The sequence below is a fragment of the Ensifer sp. GW823-FHT05D09 genome (assembly GCF_058795755.1).
Window position 1 is genome coordinate 232,376 of record NZ_JBXAIA010000008.1, and the last position, 21,543, is coordinate 253,918.

14 protein-coding genes are annotated in these 21,543 nt (G+C 63.0%); 3 read left to right on the forward strand and 11 right to left on the reverse strand.

What is annotated here, in order from left to right; all coding sequences use genetic code 11:
* Window positions 1-133 precede the first annotated feature (133 nt).
* Together AC1Q80_RS22250 and AC1Q80_RS22255 are read left to right on the forward strand one after the other, a co-directional pair.
* Window positions 134-2,344 carry a TonB-dependent siderophore receptor gene (locus tag AC1Q80_RS22250; RefSeq protein WP_492361873.1) on the forward strand — a complete coding sequence of 737 codons (2,211 nt, stop codon included), beginning with the start codon at window positions 134-136 and terminating at the stop codon, window positions 2,342-2,344.
* A 303-nt stretch (window positions 2,345-2,647) separates the two neighbouring features.
* Window positions 2,648-4,432, forward strand: a complete 1,785-nt coding sequence (locus AC1Q80_RS22255) for a sensor domain-containing diguanylate cyclase (RefSeq protein ID WP_209790149.1) — start codon at window positions 2,648-2,650, stop codon at window positions 4,430-4,432.
* A 129-nt stretch (window positions 4,433-4,561) separates the two neighbouring features.
* On the opposite strand, the gene AC1Q80_RS22260 is transcribed toward AC1Q80_RS22255, so the two are convergent.
* The 7 genes from AC1Q80_RS22260 to AC1Q80_RS22290 all read right to left on the reverse strand — a co-directional run bounded on the left by AC1Q80_RS22260 (window position 4,562) and on the right by AC1Q80_RS22290 (window position 14,425).
* Window positions 4,562-5,221, reverse strand: a complete 660-nt coding sequence (locus AC1Q80_RS22260; RefSeq protein ID WP_492361874.1) for a histidine phosphatase family protein — start codon at window positions 5,219-5,221, stop codon at window positions 4,562-4,564.
* Between the two features lie 85 nt (window positions 5,222-5,306).
* The gene (locus AC1Q80_RS22265) at window positions 5,307-6,407 is read right to left on the reverse strand and encodes an ABC transporter ATP-binding protein (protein WP_492361875.1); all 1,101 of its coding nucleotides are present in this window, start codon (window positions 6,405-6,407) and stop codon (window positions 5,307-5,309) included.
* Window positions 6,408-6,425: 18 nt separating this feature from the next.
* Complete coding sequence (locus AC1Q80_RS22270; protein ID WP_492361876.1) at window positions 6,426-8,135, reverse strand: ABC transporter permease; 1,710 nt, start codon at window positions 8,133-8,135, stop codon at window positions 6,426-6,428.
* A gap of 218 nt (window positions 8,136-8,353) precedes the next feature.
* Window positions 8,354-9,673: an ABC transporter substrate-binding protein gene (locus tag AC1Q80_RS22275; RefSeq protein WP_173423246.1), complete on the reverse strand. Its 1,320-nt coding sequence runs from the start codon at window positions 9,671-9,673 to the stop codon at window positions 8,354-8,356.
* 161 nt (window positions 9,674-9,834) lie between these two features.
* Complete coding sequence (locus AC1Q80_RS22280; RefSeq protein WP_492361877.1) at window positions 9,835-11,175, reverse strand: sigma-54-dependent transcriptional regulator; 1,341 nt, start codon at window positions 11,173-11,175, stop codon at window positions 9,835-9,837.
* Entirely contained in the window at window positions 11,172-13,088 is a 1,917-nt protein-coding gene (locus AC1Q80_RS22285; protein WP_492361878.1) for an ATP-binding protein, read from the reverse strand. The genes AC1Q80_RS22280 and AC1Q80_RS22285 overlap by 4 nt, the downstream gene beginning before the upstream one ends.
* Complete coding sequence (locus AC1Q80_RS22290) at window positions 13,076-14,425, reverse strand: ABC transporter substrate-binding protein (protein ID WP_173423243.1); 1,350 nt, start codon at window positions 14,423-14,425, stop codon at window positions 13,076-13,078. Before AC1Q80_RS22290 ends, AC1Q80_RS22285 begins: the two co-directional genes overlap by 13 nt.
* Window positions 14,426-14,925: 500 nt before the next feature.
* Here AC1Q80_RS22290 and AC1Q80_RS22295 point away from each other — a divergent pair, with 500 nt between their 5' ends.
* The gene (locus tag AC1Q80_RS22295) at window positions 14,926-16,740 is read left to right on the forward strand and encodes an ABC transporter ATP-binding protein (protein ID WP_209790141.1); all 1,815 of its coding nucleotides are present in this window, start codon (window positions 14,926-14,928) and stop codon (window positions 16,738-16,740) included.
* 118 nt (window positions 16,741-16,858) lie between these two features.
* Here AC1Q80_RS22295 and AC1Q80_RS22300 read toward each other — a convergent pair whose 3' ends face one another.
* From AC1Q80_RS22300 to AC1Q80_RS22315, 4 genes are all read right to left on the reverse strand, one after another.
* Window positions 16,859-18,067: a TIGR03862 family flavoprotein gene (locus AC1Q80_RS22300; protein WP_492361879.1), complete on the reverse strand. Its 1,209-nt coding sequence runs from the start codon at window positions 18,065-18,067 to the stop codon at window positions 16,859-16,861.
* 82 nt (window positions 18,068-18,149) lie between these two features.
* Complete coding sequence (locus AC1Q80_RS22305; protein ID WP_492361880.1) at window positions 18,150-19,223, reverse strand: amino acid ABC transporter permease; 1,074 nt, start codon at window positions 19,221-19,223, stop codon at window positions 18,150-18,152.
* Window positions 19,220-20,410, reverse strand: a complete 1,191-nt coding sequence (locus AC1Q80_RS22310) for an amino acid ABC transporter permease (protein ID WP_173423239.1) — start codon at window positions 20,408-20,410, stop codon at window positions 19,220-19,222. Before AC1Q80_RS22310 ends, AC1Q80_RS22305 begins: the two co-directional genes overlap by 4 nt.
* Before the next feature lie 19 nt (window positions 20,411-20,429).
* On the reverse strand, window positions 20,430-21,473 hold the full coding sequence (locus tag AC1Q80_RS22315) for an amino acid ABC transporter substrate-binding protein (RefSeq protein ID WP_173423238.1): 1,044 nt from the start codon (window positions 21,471-21,473) through the stop codon (window positions 20,430-20,432).
* Window positions 21,474-21,543: the final 70 nt, after the last annotated feature.

The window sequence follows — 21,543 nt, forward strand, 5'->3', positions numbered from 1 at the left end:
AAGTGTTCAACTTTCAGCGATCGAAACAAGCCGCGCCCCAATACTTGATATAAACGGTCATCTTATCAGCAGTCAGAAAGCCAGGCCCTACGCTGTGGGGATAGCAGGCCGGGCAAGCAGGGGCGACGATACGATGCAGCGTGATGGCAAGAGTGTGCGTTTGAGAGATTTTCTGGCGAGCGGCGTTGCCGGCATCGCGTTGCTTGTGTCGACCGCGGCTGCGGCCCAGGACGGTAGCGCCACGAAACTCGAGAAGATCGAGGTGCAGGCGCAGGGCGGGCGCGACGACGCCACGGGCCCTGTCGAGGGTTACGTCGCAAAAGCATCGACGACCGGCTCGAAATCGGCCACGCCGATCAGCGAAATTCCGCAATCCGTCTCCGTTATTGGTCGCGAGGAACTTAACGATCGCGGCGTCGTCAACAAAATCGACGAGGCCCTGCGCTACACGCCCGGCGTGACCACCGAGCCCTTCGGTGTCGATGCCGATACGGATTGGTATTACATCCGCGGCTTCGACGCGTCGCAGACCGGCGTATTCCTCGATGGTCTGTCGCTGTTCAGTTTCGGCTTCGGTGGCTTCCAGATCGACCCGTTCATGCTGGAGCGCGTTGAGGTGCTCAAAGGCCCGGCATCGGTTCTCTACGGCGGCGCCAATCCGGGGGGTATCATCAGCCTGATCAGCAAGCGGCCGCTCGACGAGCCGCTGTATTACACCGAGATCGGCATCAACAGCGACGGCAACGCCTTCACCGGCTTCGACGTCAACGACAAGCTGACGGACGACGGCACCATCCGCTATCGCGTCACCGGCAAGGTGTCGGGCGGCGACACCTACACCGACTTCTCGAACGATCTGCGCGGCCTCCTCATTCCGCAGATAACCTATGCACCCGACGATGCAACCAGCCTGACGGTCTATGGCGTCCTGCAGGGGCTCGATCAGGTGCATGTCGGCAACGGCTTCCTGCCTTATGTCGGCACTGTCGTCGATGCGCCGTTCGGCAAGATCGATCGCGATGCATTTTTTGGCGAGCCTGATCTGGACGAGGGCAGCTATGTCCAGCAGATGGCCGGTTATGAGTTCAAGCATGAGTTCGAGGGTGGATGGCAATTCAGCCAGAACCTGCGCTACGGCCATCTCTACAAGCATGAGAACGGCCCTTATCCCTACGGCTACTACGATCCGAGCCTGCCTTTCCCGTCGTCGACGGTGCCGGCCACCCCGGACAATCTGCTCTATCGCCTCGGGTTCGAAGCGACATCGAAGGTCGATACCCTCGCCGTCGACAACCGTGTCGAAGGAGAGTTCGAGACAGGAGCGCTGGAGCACACGCTGCTCGTTGGTCTCGATTACAAATATTACCGGCTGGATCATGTTCAGGCTTCGTCGGCTGCTACACCCATCAGCGCAACCAACCCGATTTACGGTGCGCCGCAGCCCGCCAACGCCATCTATATCAATCAGGTGGTGACGCAGCAGCAGTTGGGCGTTTACGCGCAGGATCAGATCAGGTTCGGCAACGGCTGGCTCGTGACGCTCAATGGCCGCTACGACTACGTGGATACGAACACCAGGAACGGCCCGACCTTCTGGGCGCCGACGCAAGACAATAGCTTCAGCTACAACGAAGGCGCTTTCAGCGGCCGCGCTGGCCTTGCCTACGAGTTCGACAACGGCGTGACGCCTTATGTCAGCGTTGCAACTTTCTTCAACCCGATCGTGGCGGTGACCGCCACAGGAAATACCAAGCCCCAGGAAGGTGAGCAGTTCGAGGTCGGAGTGAAGTACGAGCCAACGTTCTTCGACGGTGTACTGACCGCATCGCTCTACCAGCTGACCAAACGCAATGCCCTCGTGACCAACCCGTTGACGAGCATTTCCACCCAGACGGGCGAGGTGCGGTCCCGCGGCATCGAGCTTGAGGGCAAGGCCAACATCAACGAGGACTGGAAGCTGATCGCCGGCCTTGATTTCATCGATCTTGAGGTGACCGAAGACGCCAACACGGCGTTGGTGGGTAAGACGCCGTACCTTGTTCCCAATGCTCAGGCATCGCTCTGGCTTGACTATGCCGTGCCATCAGGAGCGTTCGAAGGGGTCAGCCTTGGCGCAGGCGTCAGGTACCAGGGCGAATCCTGGGCTGATGCGGTAAACACACGCAAGGTCTCTTCGGCCGCCCTGGTCGATGCGGCGATCCGCTATGAAAAGAACGATTGGGCGGCGTCGCTGAATGTCTCCAACCTCTTCGACAGGGAATATGTGAAGGGGTGCCAGGGACTTTCGGTCTGCGGCTATGGCGAAAGCCGGACGTTTACCTTGAAGCTCAGCAAGGAATGGTAGTCTCACGCCCTGCATAGCTGATCCGAGCGACCCCGGGGCAGGGCCCTGTCCGGGGCGCGCTCGACTTTGCGAGACGCACTTCCGGCACGAGCAGTGTGTGCGGTGTGATTTCCGGACGATCGAAAGATAACGAGAACCTCAGGACGCGACGGCTGATAGCCATTGTCAACGTCGCAGGACCGGGGAGAGGAGGGGCTTGAGCGCGATTACATGGGCGCCCGCCCGTACACGTAGAAAAACTGTCGCCAAAAGCGGCCGAAGCGCTTAATCCGCTCTCCATCGGCATCGGCTATAGTTCATCCCATGAGAATCAATGCGATCACAAACTGGGCCTACGGCGTCACGGTCCTTTTGACCGGATTGTCCGGTGTGGCCTTCATCCTGTCAACGAACAGCGCGATCGAGGAGCGGCAGGCGGCCGAGCAGCACCTTGTGCTCGACACGCTTGGCGAGGAACTCGCGCTCGGTGCCGAAGAGCGAAGCGATGCCGCACGCCTCTATGTGATGCGGGGAGACCTGCGCCATCTCGAAGACTTCCATGGCAAGGAAGAGGAGGAGCGCACCCACGAGGCGGCAATCAGGAGCGTGCGCGAATTCGGCGCTGCGCCTGAGGAACTGGCCGCTCTTCAGGAGGTCGAGCGCGAGGCGGAGGCTCTCGACAAGATCGAGGTTGCCGCGATCGACGCCTATCAGAAGGGCGATCAGGCGGCGGCGCAACGGATGCTCTTCGGCCCGGAGCACGACCGGCTTCAGACCGCGTTGCTTGAAACGGTCGTCCGCTTCCGCGAACTGACGAAGGCCAGGACCGGTGCGGCTCTGGAACAGGCGAAGGAGCGCAGCGACTGGTTCGGCATCGCGGCGAAGACTATGCTCGCCATGACGGCGGCACTGTTCCTGGGCGTGCTTTATTTCGTGCTCAAACGGCGTGTGGCCATGCCGCTCGTGCGCATGACCGGCATCGTCACGCGGCTTGCCAAGCAGGATTACGAAGTGGAAGTGCCGCTCGACCGCCGTCGCGACGAGATCGGCGAGATGAACGAGGCGATCCATATCTTTCGCACCAACGGGCTGGAGCGCGATCGACTGGATGCCGAGCGGCGGCTCGATCAGCAGACCAAGGACCTGATCCTGCAGATGATGCACCGGCTGCAGGCCTGCCAGATCCAGGAGGAGCTGGCAGAGGTGGTCGCACGGTTTGCGCCGCAGATCTTTCCCAACCTTGCCGGCCATCTCTATGTGCTGAATGACAACCGGACGTCGCTGACGCTTGTCGGCACCTGGCTCGACCCGCAGCATTCGGCAGACGCTTTCCCGTCGAGTGCCTGCTGGGGATTGCGGCGCGGCCGGCCGCATGTCAGCAATGGCGGCCAGAGCGATATCGCCTGCCAGCATCTGGACGAGAGCGATGTCGCGGGGCTATGCGTGCCGCTGACGGCGCAGGGCGATACGATCGGCCTGCTCTATTTCGAGGAGCGCTCACCCGAGCAGCCAGCCGTCGAGACGTCGCGGCTCTATCTCGAACTGATCGCGGAAAACATCGGCCTTGCCGTCGCCAATCTGCAGCTGCGCGAGAAGCTGACCAATCTGGCTGTCCGCGACGCCCTGACGGGGCTCCTCAACCGGCGCTGCCTTGATGAAGCGCTGAACAAGCAATCGCGGGAGCGGGCCGGAAAGCCACTCGTCTGCCTGATGATCGACATCGATCATTTCAAGCGCTTCAACGACGAGTTCGGCCACGATGCCGGCGACGTGGTGATGCAATATGTGGCCCAGATCATGCTCGACGCGGCCGGCGAACTCGCAACGACCTATCGTTTCGGCGGCGAAGAGTTCACCATGCTTCTGCCAGACATGAGCGAGGCGGCGGGCTTCGAGTTTGCCGAGCGCCTGCGTGACAAGATCGGCACGACGCCGCTTTCCCATCGTGGCCGCATCCTCGGCTCCGTGTCGGTGTCGATCGGCATCGCCTCGTCGCCGCGCGAGGGTACGGTGGCAACGCTTCTGACGCGAGCCGATGCCGCCCTGCTCGACGCCAAGGCGCGGGGACGGAGCATGACGGTCTGCTCTTCGGGCTTGGTCGTGACCTAGCAATCTTCTGGAACAGAGCACCTCCGGTTTGGGCGGAGGCGCTCTATCTCTTTGTTTTCAAGCCTTTCCTGACTGAAAGCCGCTAGAGCGCGCAGCCGGCCTGCTCAAGCCAACGTCGGCCCGCGCCGTTCAGATCCAGACTGTTCGGCCCTCGCCCTCGCAGCCAAGCGCTCGCAGGATGCTGAGCGGAATGCCGACCATGGTTTCCTGGCCTGACGAAAGCAGGAAGGACGCCGTTTGCGGTTCGCGATAGGCAAGGATCTCCTCGCGGGAGGCCTTGGTATAGATGCCGCGCAGGGCGCGCACGCAGCCGCTATGGGTGACCACGACGTGCGTGTTGTCGTGATCGAGGGTCGTAAGCCAGGCGAGCAGGCGAGTGTCGAGCATGATCCGGCTTTCGCCGCCAGGCATGGCGTAATCCCAAGGCTCGGCGTTCTGCGCCTCGTATTCATGCGGCAGATCCCGCTCGATCTCGTCGTGGGCGCGGCCCTCCCAGGTACCATAGGCCCTTTCCACCAGCGCCTCGTCATGGGTGAACTCTTCGAAGGGAACCGACCAGGTGTCGGCCAGGATCGAGGCCGTCTGGCGCGCGCGCCCGAGTGGACTGACCCAAAATTTGAGGTTGGTCTCGCCGGCTATCCTTTCGGAAAGCCTGAGCCCGACGGCGAGTGCCTGTCGCACGCCGTTGGCCGTCAGCGGCGTGTCTTTTCGGCCTTGCAGCCGGCCGGCGACATTCCATTGGGTTTCGCCGTGGCGGATGAGGATGATGTTGGGCAGGGGGGAGGTCATGGCATGCTCGAAATATTGCGGCCTCGGGCCGGAATTGAAGAGAGGAGGGCACCCGCCGGAGAATGGCCGGCGGGTGCCCAATGGTTCACTCGGCAAGCCAGAGCGCCGAGGACGGCTTGAGGCCGAGCGTCGTCGTCGCTCCGGTCTCAAGCAGCGCTTCGCCGGAGTGGAACGGTGCATCGATCAGTACCGTGGTGGTGCCGACCTGCACGCCGTAGCGCACGGTCGCGCCCAGGAATTCGCGATGCGCGATCGTGCCGGTCAAGGCTACCGCGCCCGGCTCCAGTGTGCCGAGGGTGGCATATTGCGGCCGGAAGACGAGCTTGGCGCCTGCCGGCACGGACGCGCCGGCCGGGATCGGGATCGAGCCGGCACCGGCTACCTCAAACGTCCGCTGCGTGCCGGAACCCGAGACAGTGCCGTCAAGAATGTTCGCCGTGCCGAGGAAGTTGGCGACGAACAGGTTGGCGGGCTTCTCGTAGAGCCCCATCGGCGTGCCGACCTGCTGGATGCGCCCTTCGTTGAAGACGGCGATGCGGTCGCAGACGGTGTTGGCCTCTTCCTGGTCGTGGGTGACGAAGATCGTCGTCAGCTTCAGTCGCTGCTGCAGCTCGCGCAACTCGCGCCGGACTTCGACGCGCATCTTGGCGTCGAGGTTGGAAAGCGGCTCGTCGAGCAGAAGCACCTTCGGCTCGATGGCGATGGTGCGCGCCAAAGCCACGCGCTGCTGCTGTCCGCCGGAAAGCTGTGACGGGCGACGGTCAGCGAGATGTTTCAGCCCCACGAGTTCGAGTGCCGCCTGGACCCGGCGCTCGACTTCGGCGCGGGGCAGGCGCCGCTCTTCCAGGCCGAAGGCGACATTGGCGGCAACGGTCATATGCGGCCAGAGCGCATACGACTGGAAGACCATGCCGACGTCGCGCTTCCATGCGGGCATGTCGAGCACGTCCTGGCCGCCGATGACGACCTTGCCCTGCCGCGCTTCGTTGAAGCCGGCGATCAGACGGAGAAGCGTGGTCTTGCCGCAGCCGGACGGGCCGAGAAAGGCGAAGAATTCGCCCGGCTGGATCTCCAGGTTGATGTCCTTCAGCACGTGAAGGGCGCCGTAATAGAGATTGACGTCGCTGATGCTGATCGCCTTGGCGGGGCTGACCGCGAGAGCGGCGCTGTTGATGTTGACAGTCATAATGTTCCTCCCGAATTTCTATTTCGTCATGCCCAGCGCCTTCTGGCGGCGCTCGATGACGTAGTGCGAGAGCAGGGTGCAGAGTGCGACCATGACGACGGCGATGACGCCGAGGGCTGCACCCGGGCCACGACCCGCCGGCGATTGCATGAAGACGTAGAGCCCGTAGGCGAGCGGTGCGTCCGAGTTGCTCTGGATCAGCATCAGCGTTGCCGACAGCTCGACGGCAGCCGTCGAGAAGCTGGTGACGAAGCCGGCAAGCAGACCGCCCGTCATCAGCGGCAACACGATGCGACGGATCGTCCGCTGCTTGGTGGCGCCGAGGTTTTCTGCCGCCTCTTCCAGCGATTCCGAAACCTGCTGCAGTGCTGCGTAGCAGGCCCTGAGCGCGTAGGGCAGCCGGCGGATGGCAAGCGCCAGAACCACCATGACCCAGAGGGTGGCGAGCGGTGTGCCGTCCGGCAGCGTTACGCCGTAGAACGTGCGGAGGTAGCCGATACCGAGCACGACGCCGGGGATTGCAAGAGCGGACGTTGCCGCCCAATCGAGCCAGCGGCGGCCGACGACCTTGGTGCGCAGCACGAGATAGGCAATCGCACCGCCGATGACCACGTCGATCAGGCCGGCGAGGCTGGCGTAGATCAGCGTGTTCTTGATGTAGAGCGAGCTTTCGCCGAACACCCGCCCGTAGTGCGCCATGGTGAAACCATCAGGCATCGGGCTGAAGGACCAGACGGTTGCAAGCGACAGCAGCAACAGGCCGATATGCGGCGACAGCACGAGCAGCAGGATCAGGCCGACGACGCCATAGGCAATGACGCTTTCACCGCGGCTGAGCTTGCGGCGGGATAGGCCGCCGCCGCCGCGCTGGGTCGTCGAATAGTCCTTGCCGCGCATGGCAATGGCGGAAAGCCACATGGCGAAGATCGAGACCGCGATCAGAATGACGGAGATGACGTAGCCCATCGGATCGGTGAGGCCCACCGAGGTGACGCGCAGATAGGCTTGGGGCGCCAGCATGTCCTTGACGTTGAGAAGCAGCGGTGTGGCCAGGTCATCGAAGACCTTGACGAAGACCAGTGAGGCGCCGGCGAGGTAGCCCGGCATTGCCAGCGGGAAGACGATGCGGCGGAACAGCCGGACGCCCGACGAACCGAGGTTCTGTGCGGCTTCCTCCATCGAGCGGTCGATGTTGCGCAGGCTTGTCGACAGATTGATGAGGATGAAGGGGAAGTAGTGCAGCGACTGCACGAAGATGACGCCGTTCAGCCCTTCCATGAAGGGAATGCGGATGCCGAACCAGTCGTTAAGGATCAGGTTGACGGTGCCGTTGCGGCCGAAGAGCAGCTGCATCGCGACGGCGCCGACGAAAGGCGGCATGATCAGCGGCACGAAGCCGAGCGTCTGGATGATCAGCGAGCCGCGGAAGTCGAAGCGCGTCGTCAGCACCGCAAGCGGCAGTGCGATGGCGCTCGCCCAGACCACCGACATGCCGGAGACGTAAACGGAGTTGAAGAACGACCGCCGGAACAGGTCGGTGTTGAAGAAATCGACGAAGTTGACGATCGTCAGCGCGCCGGTGCCCTTTTCGGTGAAGGCGGTGTAGATGACCGTCCCGGCCGGGATGATCAGGAAAATTGCAAGGAAAAGCGCGATTACCGAGATCGCGAAGATCTGTCCGGGCTTGGCCGAAACACGTCTTATGGGAATGGATTGAACGAGCGCCATGGGGCAGACTCCGGATTGTGGTCGACAAGCCTGACGCGCTTGCTGCGCCCCGCGCCTCTGGATCGCTGGGGTCGCGGCAACGCTTTCGACTGCTGCACCGTTGCTCCAGGATCGGTTCAGACCACTGAGAGCCGACTGGCAGGCGCGTCAGGCTTGGCGAAGGCAAAAGTTTTCGGGGATGGCCGCCCGCCCGTGGCAGGCGGCCTTTTGAGCCGATGTCAGTCGACGAGCGCCAGCGCTTCTTCGGCCTTGGCCTTGGCGGCGGCGTATTTCTCGCTCGCAAAGGCGGCCCATTTCTGCTCGAGCTCCGCCTGACGGGCGGTCTTTTCCTCACCGCCAGTGAAGGCGTCGCGGATCTGCTGGCTGGCAGCTTCTTCGGCCGTGATCGGCATGGCGGCGATCAGCGCGTGGGCTTCCGTCAACAATGCGCGGGCGGCTGCCTGCTCGTTGGCTGCAACGGCCTTTTCCGCTTCATGAATCGCCTTGGTGGCACCCTTGATGTTGTCGAGCTGGAACGAGATCAGCTGGTCGTAAAGCGTATCGACGACGTCGGTCCGCTTCTTCGAAACGTCGGCATCAAACGTGATCATCGACTGGAAGCGCGGATCCTTGAACGGGTTCGGGAAACCTTCCGGTGCCTTCTCGTAGAGCGCCGGGTTGATCGGCAGACGGCGGATCGCCGGCTCGAGCAGCACGGCCTGACCCTTTTCCGACAGCAGGTAGTTGACGAAGGCTTCCGCACCCGCCTGGTTCGGCGCGTTGGCGACGATGCCGATATTGGCCGGAACGACCGTGGTGACCGACGGGTAGGCAAAGGAAACCGGGAAACCGCTCGCCTGCGCCGAGAAGGCGAAGAAGTCGATGACAATGCCGATACCGGTCTGGCCGGAGTTGACGGCGTCAGGAACGCCGAAGGAGCGCTCGGTCACCTGCTGCAGATTGCCGCCGATGCCCTTCAGGGTCGCCCAACCCTTGTCCCAACCTTCACCCTGCAGGATCGTTTCGATCGTCAGGTGGGTCGTGCCCGAACGCGAAGGGGCGGCAATCGCGATGTGGTCGTGGTATTCCGGCTTGGTGAGATCGCTCCACTCGACCGGCTTCGGCAGGTCATTGGCTTCGAGATAACGGTCGTTGGACATGATGCCGTAACCCGAGGCGGCAAAGCCGAAGTAATAGCCGTCCTTGTCGTTGACGGGGTAGGAGCCGACCTTTTCGGGAAGGCCCGTGACCGAAGGGGTGAACTTGGCCAGCAGTTCGCGGCTCTTGAGGCTGTCGAATGCGTCCGGCGCCGACGCCCAGAACAGGTCGACCTGGTTGTTCACCTTGGTTTCATCGATGTATTTGACGCCCGAGCTGGTGCTCTTGTTCTGGACGTCGAGGGTAAAACCGGGATTTGCGGCCTCAAAACCCGCCTTGAACGGATCGGTTACGTCCTTGGAAAACGACGTGACGATCGTGACTTTTCCGCCGTCCTGGGCGTGAACCGTCACAACGAAGGCGGCCGACATCAGCATCGCCGCAGCAATGGTCTTCAACATATAGGTATCTCCTCCCAATAGGGACACCGCTTGTTTGGTGTCCGACCCTATGGGAGCAAGCGCCGTGCCAGTTTGAGAATGCCCGGAAATCAGGGGTTCGCATTGAGCTTTGGGTAAAAACGGTAACATCCCGGCAAGACCGTGGGGTCAAACCGGTAACATCACCCGGCGTCACCATCATTCTGGGCAGCGATGTCGAATTTGCGCATCTTGAGGTAGAGCGTCTTGCGGGAAATGCCGAGCGCATCTGCGGTCGCGCCGACGCGGCCGTCGTTTCTGGCGAGGCTGTCGAGCAGGATGGCGCGCTCCAGCCGGTCCATCTGCACCTCCAGCGTCTCGCCGCTTGACGTCGCCCGGTCGAGCTCGGACCGATCCTCAAGCCCGAGCACGAAGCGCTCCGCGACGTTGCGCAACTCGCGAACGTTTCCCGGCCATGACCTGCCATTAAGATCAGCCAGAAGCTCGGCGCTTACCCGTGGCGGCGTGCGGCCCTGCCTACGGGCGGCGAGCCCGAGGAAATGCTGGAACAGCAGGCCGACGTCACCCTTGCGTTGCGCCAGCGGTGGCAATTCTACGCGGGCGATGTCGAGGCGGTAGGCCAGATCCTCGCGGAAATCGCCCTTCTTCGCCGCGGCGTGCAGATCCGCCTTGGTCGCCGCCACGACGCGCATGTCGACCGGCAGCTCGACATTGGAGCCGAGCCGCTCGATGACGCGCTCCTGCAGCACGCGCAGCAACCGCACCTGGGCGGCGAGCGGCATCGATTCGATCTCGTCGAGGAAAAGCGTGCCGCCGTCGGCGTATTCGATCTTGCCGATGCGCTTTTCGCGCGCGCCGGTAAAGGCGCCGGCTTCGTGGCCGAAGAGTTCGGATTCCAGCATGGTTTCGGGGATGGCGCCGCAATTGACCGCAACGAAACGCCCCTTGCGCCCGCTGAAATCGTGGAGCGCGCGTGCCGTCACTTCCTTGCCGGTGCCGGTCTCTCCGATGATGAGCGCATCGGTCGCCGCTGCCGCAATCCGCTTCAGCTTTTCGCGCAATGCCACCATGGGCGCTGAATGCCCGATCAGGCGCGTTTCCCAACCATCGTCATCGACCGACAGCCGCAGCCGCCGGTTTTCGAGCAGCAGGCGGCGATGGTCGCGGGCGCGCCGCACGGTTTCGATGAGATGCTCGGGATCGGCGGGCTTCTCCAGAAAATCCCAGGCGCCGTCCCGCATGGCGCGAAGGGCCATCGGGATGTCGCCATGGCCCGACATCAGGATGATCGGGATGTCCTGGTCGATCTTGCGCACAGCTGCAACCAGATCGAAGCCATCATGATCCGGCATGCGCACGTCGGAAACGATGACGGCGCGGCTGTCGGCGCGAAGGCCTGTTAGCGCCGATGCCACCGAACCGTGCGGGGATACGCTGAAATCTTCCAGTTCGAGCACCTGGCAACAGGCGTCAAGCACGCTGGCATCGTCGTCGATCAGGATGATATCCGGGTCCAACGTCATTGCGGGCCTTTCAGGGATACGAGGAATTGGGTGCCATGCACACCGGTCTCAAGGATCGAGATCTCGCCGCCGAAGTCCTTGACGATGTTGTAGGAAATGGAAAGTCCGAGACCGAGGCCGGAGCCGACTGGCTTGGTGGTAAAGAACGGGTCGAAGACGGCGGCAACGTCATCAGCGGCAATACCGCTGCCGGTGTCGCCAACGATGAGCCTGGCATCGGCGCCTGCCTGTTCGATCGTCGCATGTACCCGGCGTACGGGCCTGTCTTTGATAGCGTCCAGGGCGTTGCCGATGAGATTGACCGCCACCTGTTCCAGCCGCACAGGTTCGGCCATGACCATGACCGCGGCGTCCTCCGGCAGGCGCAATTGCATTTCGACAGCCTCTTCCTCGAACCTGTGTTCAAGCAGACTGAATGCGTCACGGACGGCAGCCGTCAGATCGACCGGCCGCAACTGCGCGTCGGGTCGGCGGGCAAAGCGGCGGATATGGCTGATCTGGTCGGCCATGCGCCCGGTCAATCCCTTCATCTTGTCGAGATTGGTGACCGCCTGCTCGCCCTTGCCGCGTCCGATCAGCGTCGTGGCGCTATGGATATGTGCCCGAAGGGCTGCCAGTGGCTGATTGAGCTCGTGGCCGATGCCCGCCGCCATCTGTCCGAGGGCGGCGAGCTTTGCCGACTGGATCAATTCGTCGCGGGTCTGGCGGAAGAGCACCAGGGCATGGGCGAGATCGCCGAGTTCGTCCGCCTCTGCTGCCGGGATGGCGGTTGCCGGACGCCCGCTGCTGATCGCGCCGGCAGCGGCCGAAAGCAGCCGGATGCGCGCCAGCAGATTGCGGTAGACGTAGAAGAAGCCGATCGCTGTCGCCAGCAGCACCGCGAGAATGGCGATCGCCAAGAGCAGGCTGCGGCCGGTTTCGATCGCCGTGGCCGCGCGCTGCGCGGCGGCGGCGGCGCTCGCCTCGATCGCCACGACTTCTGTTTCGATCCTGCGTGCGAGATCGTCGACAAGGCGGCCGTTCTGAGCGGCAAGTTCGGAGAGCTTTGCCGCCTCGATCATTTCCGAACGCTTGCGATTGGGGATACCCGTCGACACGTCGGACTGGTCGAGAATGCGGCGCGCCAGCTGGCGGACGGTGATGCTATCCGGCCAGTTTTCGAGGCTGGCGATGCGGCTTGCAAGGTCGTCGGCGCTGTCGCCGAGAAAGGCGTTGGTTTCCTGAATTTCCTCTTGCGTGGTGGCGTTGACGAGCCTGCCGATCAGCCCGGTGGCGAGGTTTGCCTGCGACACCGCCGTCAACAGGGCCTCGCTCTTTTGCTGTTCCGCAAGCGCTGCAGCCCCGTGGCCGTTGCGGGTCTCGGCTTCGATGTTGAAGCGAATATCGTCGACGAGCGGATCAGCTTCCTCGAGCAGGTCCGCCTGGACCCAACGCAACTCGTCGATGTCGGAACGCATCGCTTCGCGAAGAGTGAAGCGCTTGCCGGCGGCAAGGTCGATCTTGTTGAGGTTCTCGCCGATCGCTTCTGCCAGCGGTAAGAGGTCGGTCGCATCCGACTTCGGCCCGCTTTCCCCGAGCAGCGATCGAAGCGTCAGCAGGCGCGCGGCGTAGCTGCTGCGAATCTCGTTGTACTCCGCACGTGTTTCGGCTCCAGCGAGAACCGTGGTGACCGAACCGATATCCGCGCCCGCCTTCGACAGCCGCGAGGCGAAAGCGAGCTGCGGCATCTGGTCTTCGGCAATTCGAGACAGTTCGCCCGACAGCCGTTCATAAGACAGCCAGCCAACCAGGCAAGCGCCAACGGCGAGGCCGACGATGGCGACGAAGGCCAGGATAAGGCGTGCACCGATACCGAAGCGCCAGCGGCGGATGTCGCCCGCAGGCGCTATCGATTGGCTCATCATTGCCGCCATGGCGTCAGGTCCGCCGCCGGCCGCCCGACAGAGGAAAGAAGCATTTCGGCCGTCGCCAGGTTCCGCTCGATCGTGGCCCGCAGCCTCTGCGTCATCGCCGTATGCGCCGGTGAACGGGCGATACTGCGCGGCCACTCGGCCTTCAGCGCTTCGTCCGCGTTTTCGACGTCACTTGCTGAAAGCGGCGGCGTGGCGAGCAGGCGCCGGGCTCTTGCGAGCATACTGCGCTGTTGCGCGTCCTCGATCTCGATCGCTTCCAGGTCCGTCACCCTCTTCCAAAGCCGGGCAAGCGTTGCGCGGCGGCGCACGATATAGTCGTCGAAGATCAGATTGACGAGACCATAACGGCGCGCCGACAGCGCCGCATCGAAACCACTGTACTTCAACAGGCCGTCACCGCTTTCCTGCGGCAGCAGGTCCTTGTTGAGCGCGGGGTTGAGCGGGATGCGGGAGACGGTCGGCAGCAACAGCACCTTCTGGCCGTCTTCCGACAGGACGAAATCGATGAAGCGCTCGGCGGCCGGAACATTGCGCGCCCGCGACAAGATCGCGATGCTGGCCGGCACGAAAACGGTATCGGGCGGCAGGATGAAGACGTTGCCAGCGTCGGCGAATTCAGGTGCATTGGCGAGGAAGTCGATGGTGATGCCGATGCTGAAGCGCCTTTGGGCGACACCGGATGCAACCCCGAAACTGCGAGCTGTGACGGTCGACAGATTGCCGCCGAGTTGGGACAGCATCGCCCAGCCCTTTTCCCAGCCGTAGGTCTGCAGCAGCGCTTCGACGATCAGATGGGTGGTGCCGGATCGCGACGGCGTGGTGATGCCGATCTGTCCGGAATAAACGGGGTTCAAAAGGTCCTGCCAGTCCCGCGGCACCGGCAGCTTGTTCTGGGCGAGGTAGGATTGGTTGTAGACGAAGCCATATCCGGACAGGGCAAAGCCTAGATAATAGCCCTCGGGATCGTTGACGGGGTAGCCGAAGACCTTCTCCGCGGCGCCTGTCTGGCGCGGTGCGATGGGCCGCAGTTCGCCGCTGCGCTTCAACAGTTCGAAAGCATCGGTCGCCGAGGCCCAGAAGATGTCGGCCGGCACATCGGTCTTCTCCATGACGAAGCGCGTGGCACTTGCCGTGTTGCGCTGGATGATCGACAGGCGGATATCAGGGTTTGCAGTCTCGAATGCACGCCGAAACGGCTCGAAGAAGGATGGCGGGTAGGAGGTGACGATCACCAGATCCTGTTTTTCGGCGGCACGCGCGGCGGTCACGAGCATGGCGAGGCCGGCAAAAGCCAGCAGCCGCAACGCCGCAAGAATGACGAACCGAAACTTCAGCACTTTACGTCACCACGACCGGCGCCAGCTCTTTCTGGAAAAAGCCCGCGCGGTCCCTCCCTCTTTGTCGGCGTCCCGGCGGGTTGATCTCGCCATCGGTCGACGGGTCACTTTTCTACGAAGACCGTCCCGTCGTAAACCCCGACAGGCCTCCATACACTGTTGCAATCGGGCCGCACCGGTTGCACTTTGGCAGCATGGCTAGATTTCCTCGCTTGGCGGTTGCGGGCGATTCGCCTATAACCCGACTTCCGGCAACAGATCAGGGAGGTTTCAGATGCCAGCTTATTCTTTCTCCCTACGGGGCGGCGTACAGTTCTGAAAGTGACGCTGGAGAGCATCGCTCTTTAGCTCTTTCAAGTCAGAACATGTCTCGCTGACTTTGGTCTTCCCTCAATGCGGAAGCGACCAATCGTTGATGCCGATCGGAAACCGTTTCCCTTTTCGGCATGTTTCATTGACTAGAATTTTGAGGCCAACGCTCGATGCGTTGGGCAATCACTATGGCTTTTACTCGTTTCGCCTTGCGCGGCGGTGCGTTCCGCAGCGTTCTCGGTTTCACCTGGGTTCATTGGAAGCGCCAGCCGCTTCGCCTTTCCTTCATCCTCGGCGCCGTTATGCTGTCGACGATCGCCGATGTACTCACGCCGCTTTACTCCGGTCGGCTGGTTGACGCGGTCGTGACAGGTGCCGCCTCCGACCAGGTCGCGTGGGATGCAGCCCTGGCTGCATTCTGGACGATGACGGCGCTGTCGCTCGGTGCCATCATTTTCCGGCACTTCACCTTCATGGGCGTCGTCGACCTGACGCTGAAGATGATGTCCGACATCGCCTCGGCCGCCTTCTTCCGCATTCAGCGCTTCTCATCCGACTGGCATGCCAACAGCTTTGCCGGCTCGACGGTTCGCAAGGTGACGCGCGGCATGTGGGCGCTCGACCTGCTCAACGACACGCTGCTGATCGCGCTGTTTCCCTCGGTTATCATGCTGGTCGGCTCGACGGCGCTGATGGCGTGGTACTGGCCGATGATGGGTGTCATCATTGGTGTCGGCTCACTCATCTTCATCGCGGCGACCGTCCTGTTGTCGCTGGGCTATGTCGCGCCGATGGCGCGGCTCGCCAACAGCTGGGATACCAAGCTCGGCGGCTCGCTTGCCGATGCCGTCAGCTGCAACAACGTCGTCAAGGGCTTTGGCGCGGAAGCGCGCGAAGATGCGCGCCTCGTCAAGGTGATCACAAAATGGCGTGACCGCACGAGCCGCACCTGGGTTCGTGGCACGGTGAACGGCACGACACAGGGTGCATTGTTGCTCGTCCTGCGCGCCGCCGTTATCGGCTTTGCGCTGTTTCTCTGGTCGAAAGGGCAGGCGACGGCTGGCGACATCACCTTTGTACTGACCTCCTTCTTCATCCTGCAGGGGTACCTGCGTGAAGTGGGCATGCACATCCGAAACCTGCAGCGGTCGGTCAACGACATGGAAGAGCTGGTGGACATTCACGCCCAGCCCCTCGGTATCGAAGACAAGCATGGCGCCAAGCCGATCCGTATCACCGATGGCCGCATCGAATTCAACGATGTGACCTTCCACTACGGTGCCCACCGCAAGCCGCTCTACGACCGGTTCTCGGTAACGATCCCGGCGGGCGAGCGTGTCGGCCTTGTCGGGCACTCTGGCTCGGGCAAGACGACGTTCGTCAAGCTGATCCAGCGCCTGCATGACCTGAAGTCCGGTGAAATCCGGATCGACGGCCAGGATATCGCGGGCGTCGCCCAGGCGTCGCTGCGCCAGCAGATCGCGATCGTCCAGCAGGAGCCGATCCTGTTCCACCGCTCGCTTGCGGAAAACATCGCCTATGCCCGGCCAACGGCGACGCAAGCCGAGATCGAAAAGGCGGCAAAGCTTGCGAGCGCCCATGACTTCATCACCGGCCTGCCGAAAGGCTATGGCACGCTGGTGGGTGAACGTGGGGTGAAGCTCTCGGGCGGCGAGCGCCAGCGCATTGCGATTGCCCGGGCGTTCCTGGCGGATGCACCGATCCTGATCCTGGACGAGGCGACGTCGAGCCTCGATTCGGAATCGGAAGTGCTTATTCAGCAGGCGATGGAACGGCTGATGCTCGGTCGCACAACCCTTGTGATCGCCCATCGGCTGTCGACGGTGCGCGCGCTCGACCGGTTGCTGGTGTTCAGCCATGGCCGTATCGCCGAAGAAGGCACGCACGAGGCGCTCATCCGCCTCGACGGCGGCATCTACCGCGGCCTGTTCGAGCGGCAGGCTCTGGAACTGACCAAGGGCCTGGTGCTAAACGACAGCTGAGGCTGATGCATAACCGCTGAAACGCAAGACGCCGGCACCCGAGTGTGCCGCCGTCTTGCGTTTGTCTTCTGGTCTCGGCGGTAAGGGCGATGCCGCCTTGCAGGTTTCGTGACTATGCCTATCGCCGCAGCCAGGCGTCGATGCCGCGCGCGGCGGCGCGGCCCATGGCGAAACAGGCGGTTAGCAGGTAGCCGCCGGTCGGCGCTTCCCAGTCGATCATCTCGCCGGCGACGAAAACACCCGGAAGCGCCTTCAGCATGTAAGTTTCGTCCACGGCGCTCCACCGTACGCCGCCGGCCGAGGAAATCGCCTCGGCGATCGGGCGGGTCCTAAGGACAGTGATCGGCAACGCCTTTATCAGATCGGCGAGAGCTTTCGGGTCGGCGCGCGACGCGTCGGGCGCGATCTCGCGCAGCAACGCCGATTTGACGCCTTCCAGTCCTGCGCCCTTGCGCAGCCGGTTGGAAAAGCTCGCCTTGCCGTCCTGGCGCGCCAGGTCTTTCGCCAGCCGCTCGCTGGTACGGCCGGGTGCGAGATCGATGGTCAGCACTGCACTTCCATCAGCTTCCAGCCGATCGCGCAACTCGGCCGCATGCGCATAGACGAGGCTGCCCTCGATACCGTGCCGGGAGATGATGAATTCGCCGGGAATGGTGCCCGCATTCGACGTCGCGGTCACGGATTTCAGCGCTTCGCCGGCAAAACGCTCTCGGAATGGATCGCTCCAGGCGACGTCGAAACCGCAATTGGCGGGACGGAAATCGGCAATTTCGACGCCGACTTCCTTTAGAGCCTCAAGCCAACTCGCATTGGACCCGAGCCGCGGATAGCTGGCGCCGCCAAGTGAGAGCAGCGTGGCATCGCTATGGACGAGTTTGCGTCCATCCGGGGTCTCGAAGACCAGGGCCTGGCCGTCAAAGCCTATCCATCGGTGCCGCGTCAGGATCCGCACCCCTTGCGCTTCCAGACGTTTGATCCAGGCGCGCAGCAGCGGCGACGCTTTCATGGCCTTTGGAAAGACACGGCCGGAGGAGCCGACGAAGGTTTCCGTGCCGAGATCGTCCGCCCAGGCGCGCACGTCCGCCGGTGTGAAGGCGTCGAGTGCGCTTCGCATGGGCTTCGACGCTTCGCCGAAACGACCGGCAAAACGTTGAAAGTCTTCGGAATGGGTGATGTTGAGCCCGGATTTGCCGGCGAGCAGAAACTTGCGCGCGACGGTCGGCATGCTGTCATAGACCGTCACTGAATGGTCCCGCAGAGACAGGATCTCTGCAGCCATCAGCCCACTCGGCCCTCCGCCGATGATCGCGATTTCGCTTCGTTTCATGCGCTCGTCCGGCATCCGATTCTGTTGACGCCACTCTTGGCGCGTCAGTGCGCCGCGCGCAAGGCGGTGTGAACGCGCAGCTTCAATGGTGGGCGATGGCGTTGAGACGTTTTTCGAGCCAGATGCTGTAGCGCGAACCGGCGAAGCAGATGGCGAAGTAGACGGCCGCGGCAAAGACATAGGCTTCGGTATAGAAGCCGAGCCATGTCGGATCGGTAGCCGAGGTCCTTGCCGCGTTCAGCAGGTCATAGATGCCGATCACAGCCAGGAGCGACGTGTTGAGCACGATGCCGATCGAGAGATTGACGATCGCCGGGATGACGGCGCGAAGTGCCTGGGGAAGAACGACAAGGCGGATCGTCTGGATATAGCCAAGGCCAAGCGAAAGCGCTGCTTCGCGCTGCCCCCACGGCACCACCTGCAGCCCGGCACGGATGACTTCGGCAAGATAGGCCGAGAAGAACAGCGTCACGCCGATCTGCGCGCGCAAGAGCTTGTCGATTGCAGCGCCGCTCGGCAGCGCGAGCGGAACGATCAGCATTGCCACATAGAGCACCGCGATCATCGGCACGCCGCGCAACGTCTCGATGAAGGCGATCGCGAGCGTCCTGACGATGCCCATGCTTGACTGCCGGGCAAGCGCCAGCAGGAGCGCGATCGGAAACGCAAAGGCAAGACCGGCGATCGAGACCACCAGGGTGATCGGAAGACCACCCCAATTGTTGGTCGACACCTGAGGCGGCGTCAGCGTGCCGGCCATCAGCAGCCAGCTCAGGACGAGCGCTGCGATCCACAGCGGCACGAGCCGGAAACTCCAGAAACGGGGCGTGGCCGATAGCACCAGCAAGGCGATCACCACCACGACGACAAGGGCGGGGCGCCATTGCACGTCCGGTGGGTAGAACGCAAAGAGGATGAAGCGCAGCTTGGCGCCGATGAAGGCCCAGCAAGCGCCGGCGCCGTCGACGGCGCACTCCTTTGCCGTTCCCGTCCAAACCGCGTCGAATATGCCCCAGCGGAGGAACGGTTGGAGAAGCCAGACGAAGACGGCGAAGGCGGCGAGTGTGATGAGGCTGTTGCCCCAGCCGCCGAAGAGGCCGCTGCGCCAGCGGTGCCAGTCCGGGGCTGTCGGTGGCGGCAGTTCGATATGGCTCATCGCCGCAACTCCCCGCGAAGCACGACGCGCCGGTTATAGAGGTTCATCAGGGCGGACACCGAAAGGCTGAGCGTGAGATAGACCGCCGCGATGATGCAGATGGCTTCGAGAGCCTGGCCGGTGGTGTTGGCAGTGGTGTTGGCGACGCTGACGATATCAGGGTAACCGATGGCGACGGCGAGGCTCGAATTCTTGGTCAGGTCGAGAAAGCTTGAGATCATCAGTGGCGTGATGACCCGCAACGCTTGCGGCAGGACGACGAGGCGCAGGATCTGCGCGGGGCTCAGCCCAAGCGCGCGCGCGGCTTCCCATTGGCCCGATTTCACCGACTGGATGCCGCTGCGCACGATCTCGGAAATTGAAGCCGAGGCGTTGACGACAAGACCGATCAGAAGCGCGAAGAACTCCGGCGTCAGCGAAAGGCCGCCCTTGATGTTGAAGCCACCCTTGGCCGGCAGATCGACGGTGGCCGCAAGACCGAAGGAGGTGAGCGCAAAACTGCAAACGATAAGCGACCCGAGCACGGTCACGGCGGCCTTCGGCATGTAGAACGCAGCCCCGGTCAGCAGACGCCGGGCGAGCGACAGCGACGCATAGGCGGTCAGCAGGATCGCCGGCAGCCAGATCGCCCAGGAGAGGCCGTGCAGCGAGACGGACGGGACGTAGACGCCGCGATTGCTGAGATAGACGCTGTCAAGGAAGGCATAGGCGCCGCGCGGTGGCGGCAGCGCGTGGATGATTGCGCTCCAGAGGAAGAGCTGGAGTAGGAGCGGCGTGTTGCGCAGCAGCTCGACATAGGCGTGCACGAAGGTCGCCAGCAGCAGGTTGCCGGACAGGCGGGCGATGCCGAGGGCAACCCCGAGAACCGTGGCGAGCACACAGCCGACCATGGCGACCTTGACGGTGTTGGCAAGGCCGGCCGCAAGTGCGCGGGCGTAGGTGTCTCCCGCCGCATAGGGAAATACGGTCTCACCGATTTCGAAGTTCGCCTGATGGAAGAGAAAGCCGAAGCCGGGCGTCAGACCCATGCGTTGCATGCTGTCGGCGGTGTTGGAGCCGAAGAGGGCAAAGATCGCAAGCACGCCGGCAAACAGGAGAAGCTGTTGAAACGGCAATGGCCCGAGCCAGGTGCGCAGGCGTGAGGGAAAGCCGGGCCCTTGTGGGCCCGGTTGAAGAGTGGATGTCATCGCAGATACCGGCAATGGCTCAACGGAACGGCGGCGAATAGAGAAGGCCGCCAGCAGTCCAGGGCTGGTTGTAGCCGCGGTCGAAATTGAGCGGCGTGCCCTTGCCGACGTTGCGGTCGAAGATCTCGCCGTAGTTTCCGACGGCCTTGACGATGTTGTAGGCGAACTTCGGGTCGAGCCCGATGGCTTCGCCGAGCGACGGGTCGACGCCGAGGAAGCGCTTGATGCCCGGATCTTCGCTGGTGAGGAAGCTGTCGACATTCTTCTGGGTAATACCGAATTCTTCCGCCTGGATGGTGGCGTAGACGGTCCAGTTGACGATTTCGAGCCACTGGTCGTCGCCGGCGCGGATGGCCGGTGCCAGCGGTTCTTTCGACAGGCGCTCAGGCAGAAGCACGTAGTCGTCCGGCTTCGTCAGCTGCGTGCGCTTGGCGGCAAGGTCGGTGGCGTCCTGGGTCAGCGCGTCGACGCGACCGGAATCGAGCGCCTTCAGGAATTCGCCGGTCTCTTCGATCGTGACCGGCGTGAAGGTCTTGCCGGTCTTGCGGAAGAAGTCGGCGATGTTCAGCTCTCCGGTCGTGCCGCTCTGAACCCCGATCGTCGCACCGTCGAGTTCCTCACCCTTGCCGACGCCCAGATCCTTGCGCACCAAGAGACCCTGGCCATCGTAGAAGACCACCGGGCCGAAGTGGAAGCCGAGCTTGAAGGCTCTGGTCACGGTCTGGGTGACGCCGGAGAGCAGGATGTCGAATTCGCCCGACTGCAGGGCGGGAAGCCGCTGCTGCGGCGAGGAGTTGGTGAACTCGACCTTCTCGGCATCGTTGAAGACGGTGACGGCAAGGGCCCGACCGAAATCGACGAAGAAGCCCTGCCAGCGGCCGCTGCTATCAGGCGTGAAGAAGCCCGGCGTGGTGCCGACGCCGACCTTGATGAGGCCGCGCGCCTTGATCTTGTCGAGGGTTTCGCCGGCAAGCGCCGACGACGCGATCAACGCCGCCGTAAGGGCTGCCGTCGCTGCAAATGCCTTTGTGAAAAATCGGCTTCGTGTGGAATTGCGCTGCATGAAGAGGCTCCTGGCCATGATGTTCGTTCGTCGCGCCGCCCGTCAAATCCAGGGCCGCAACTCCGGGAAG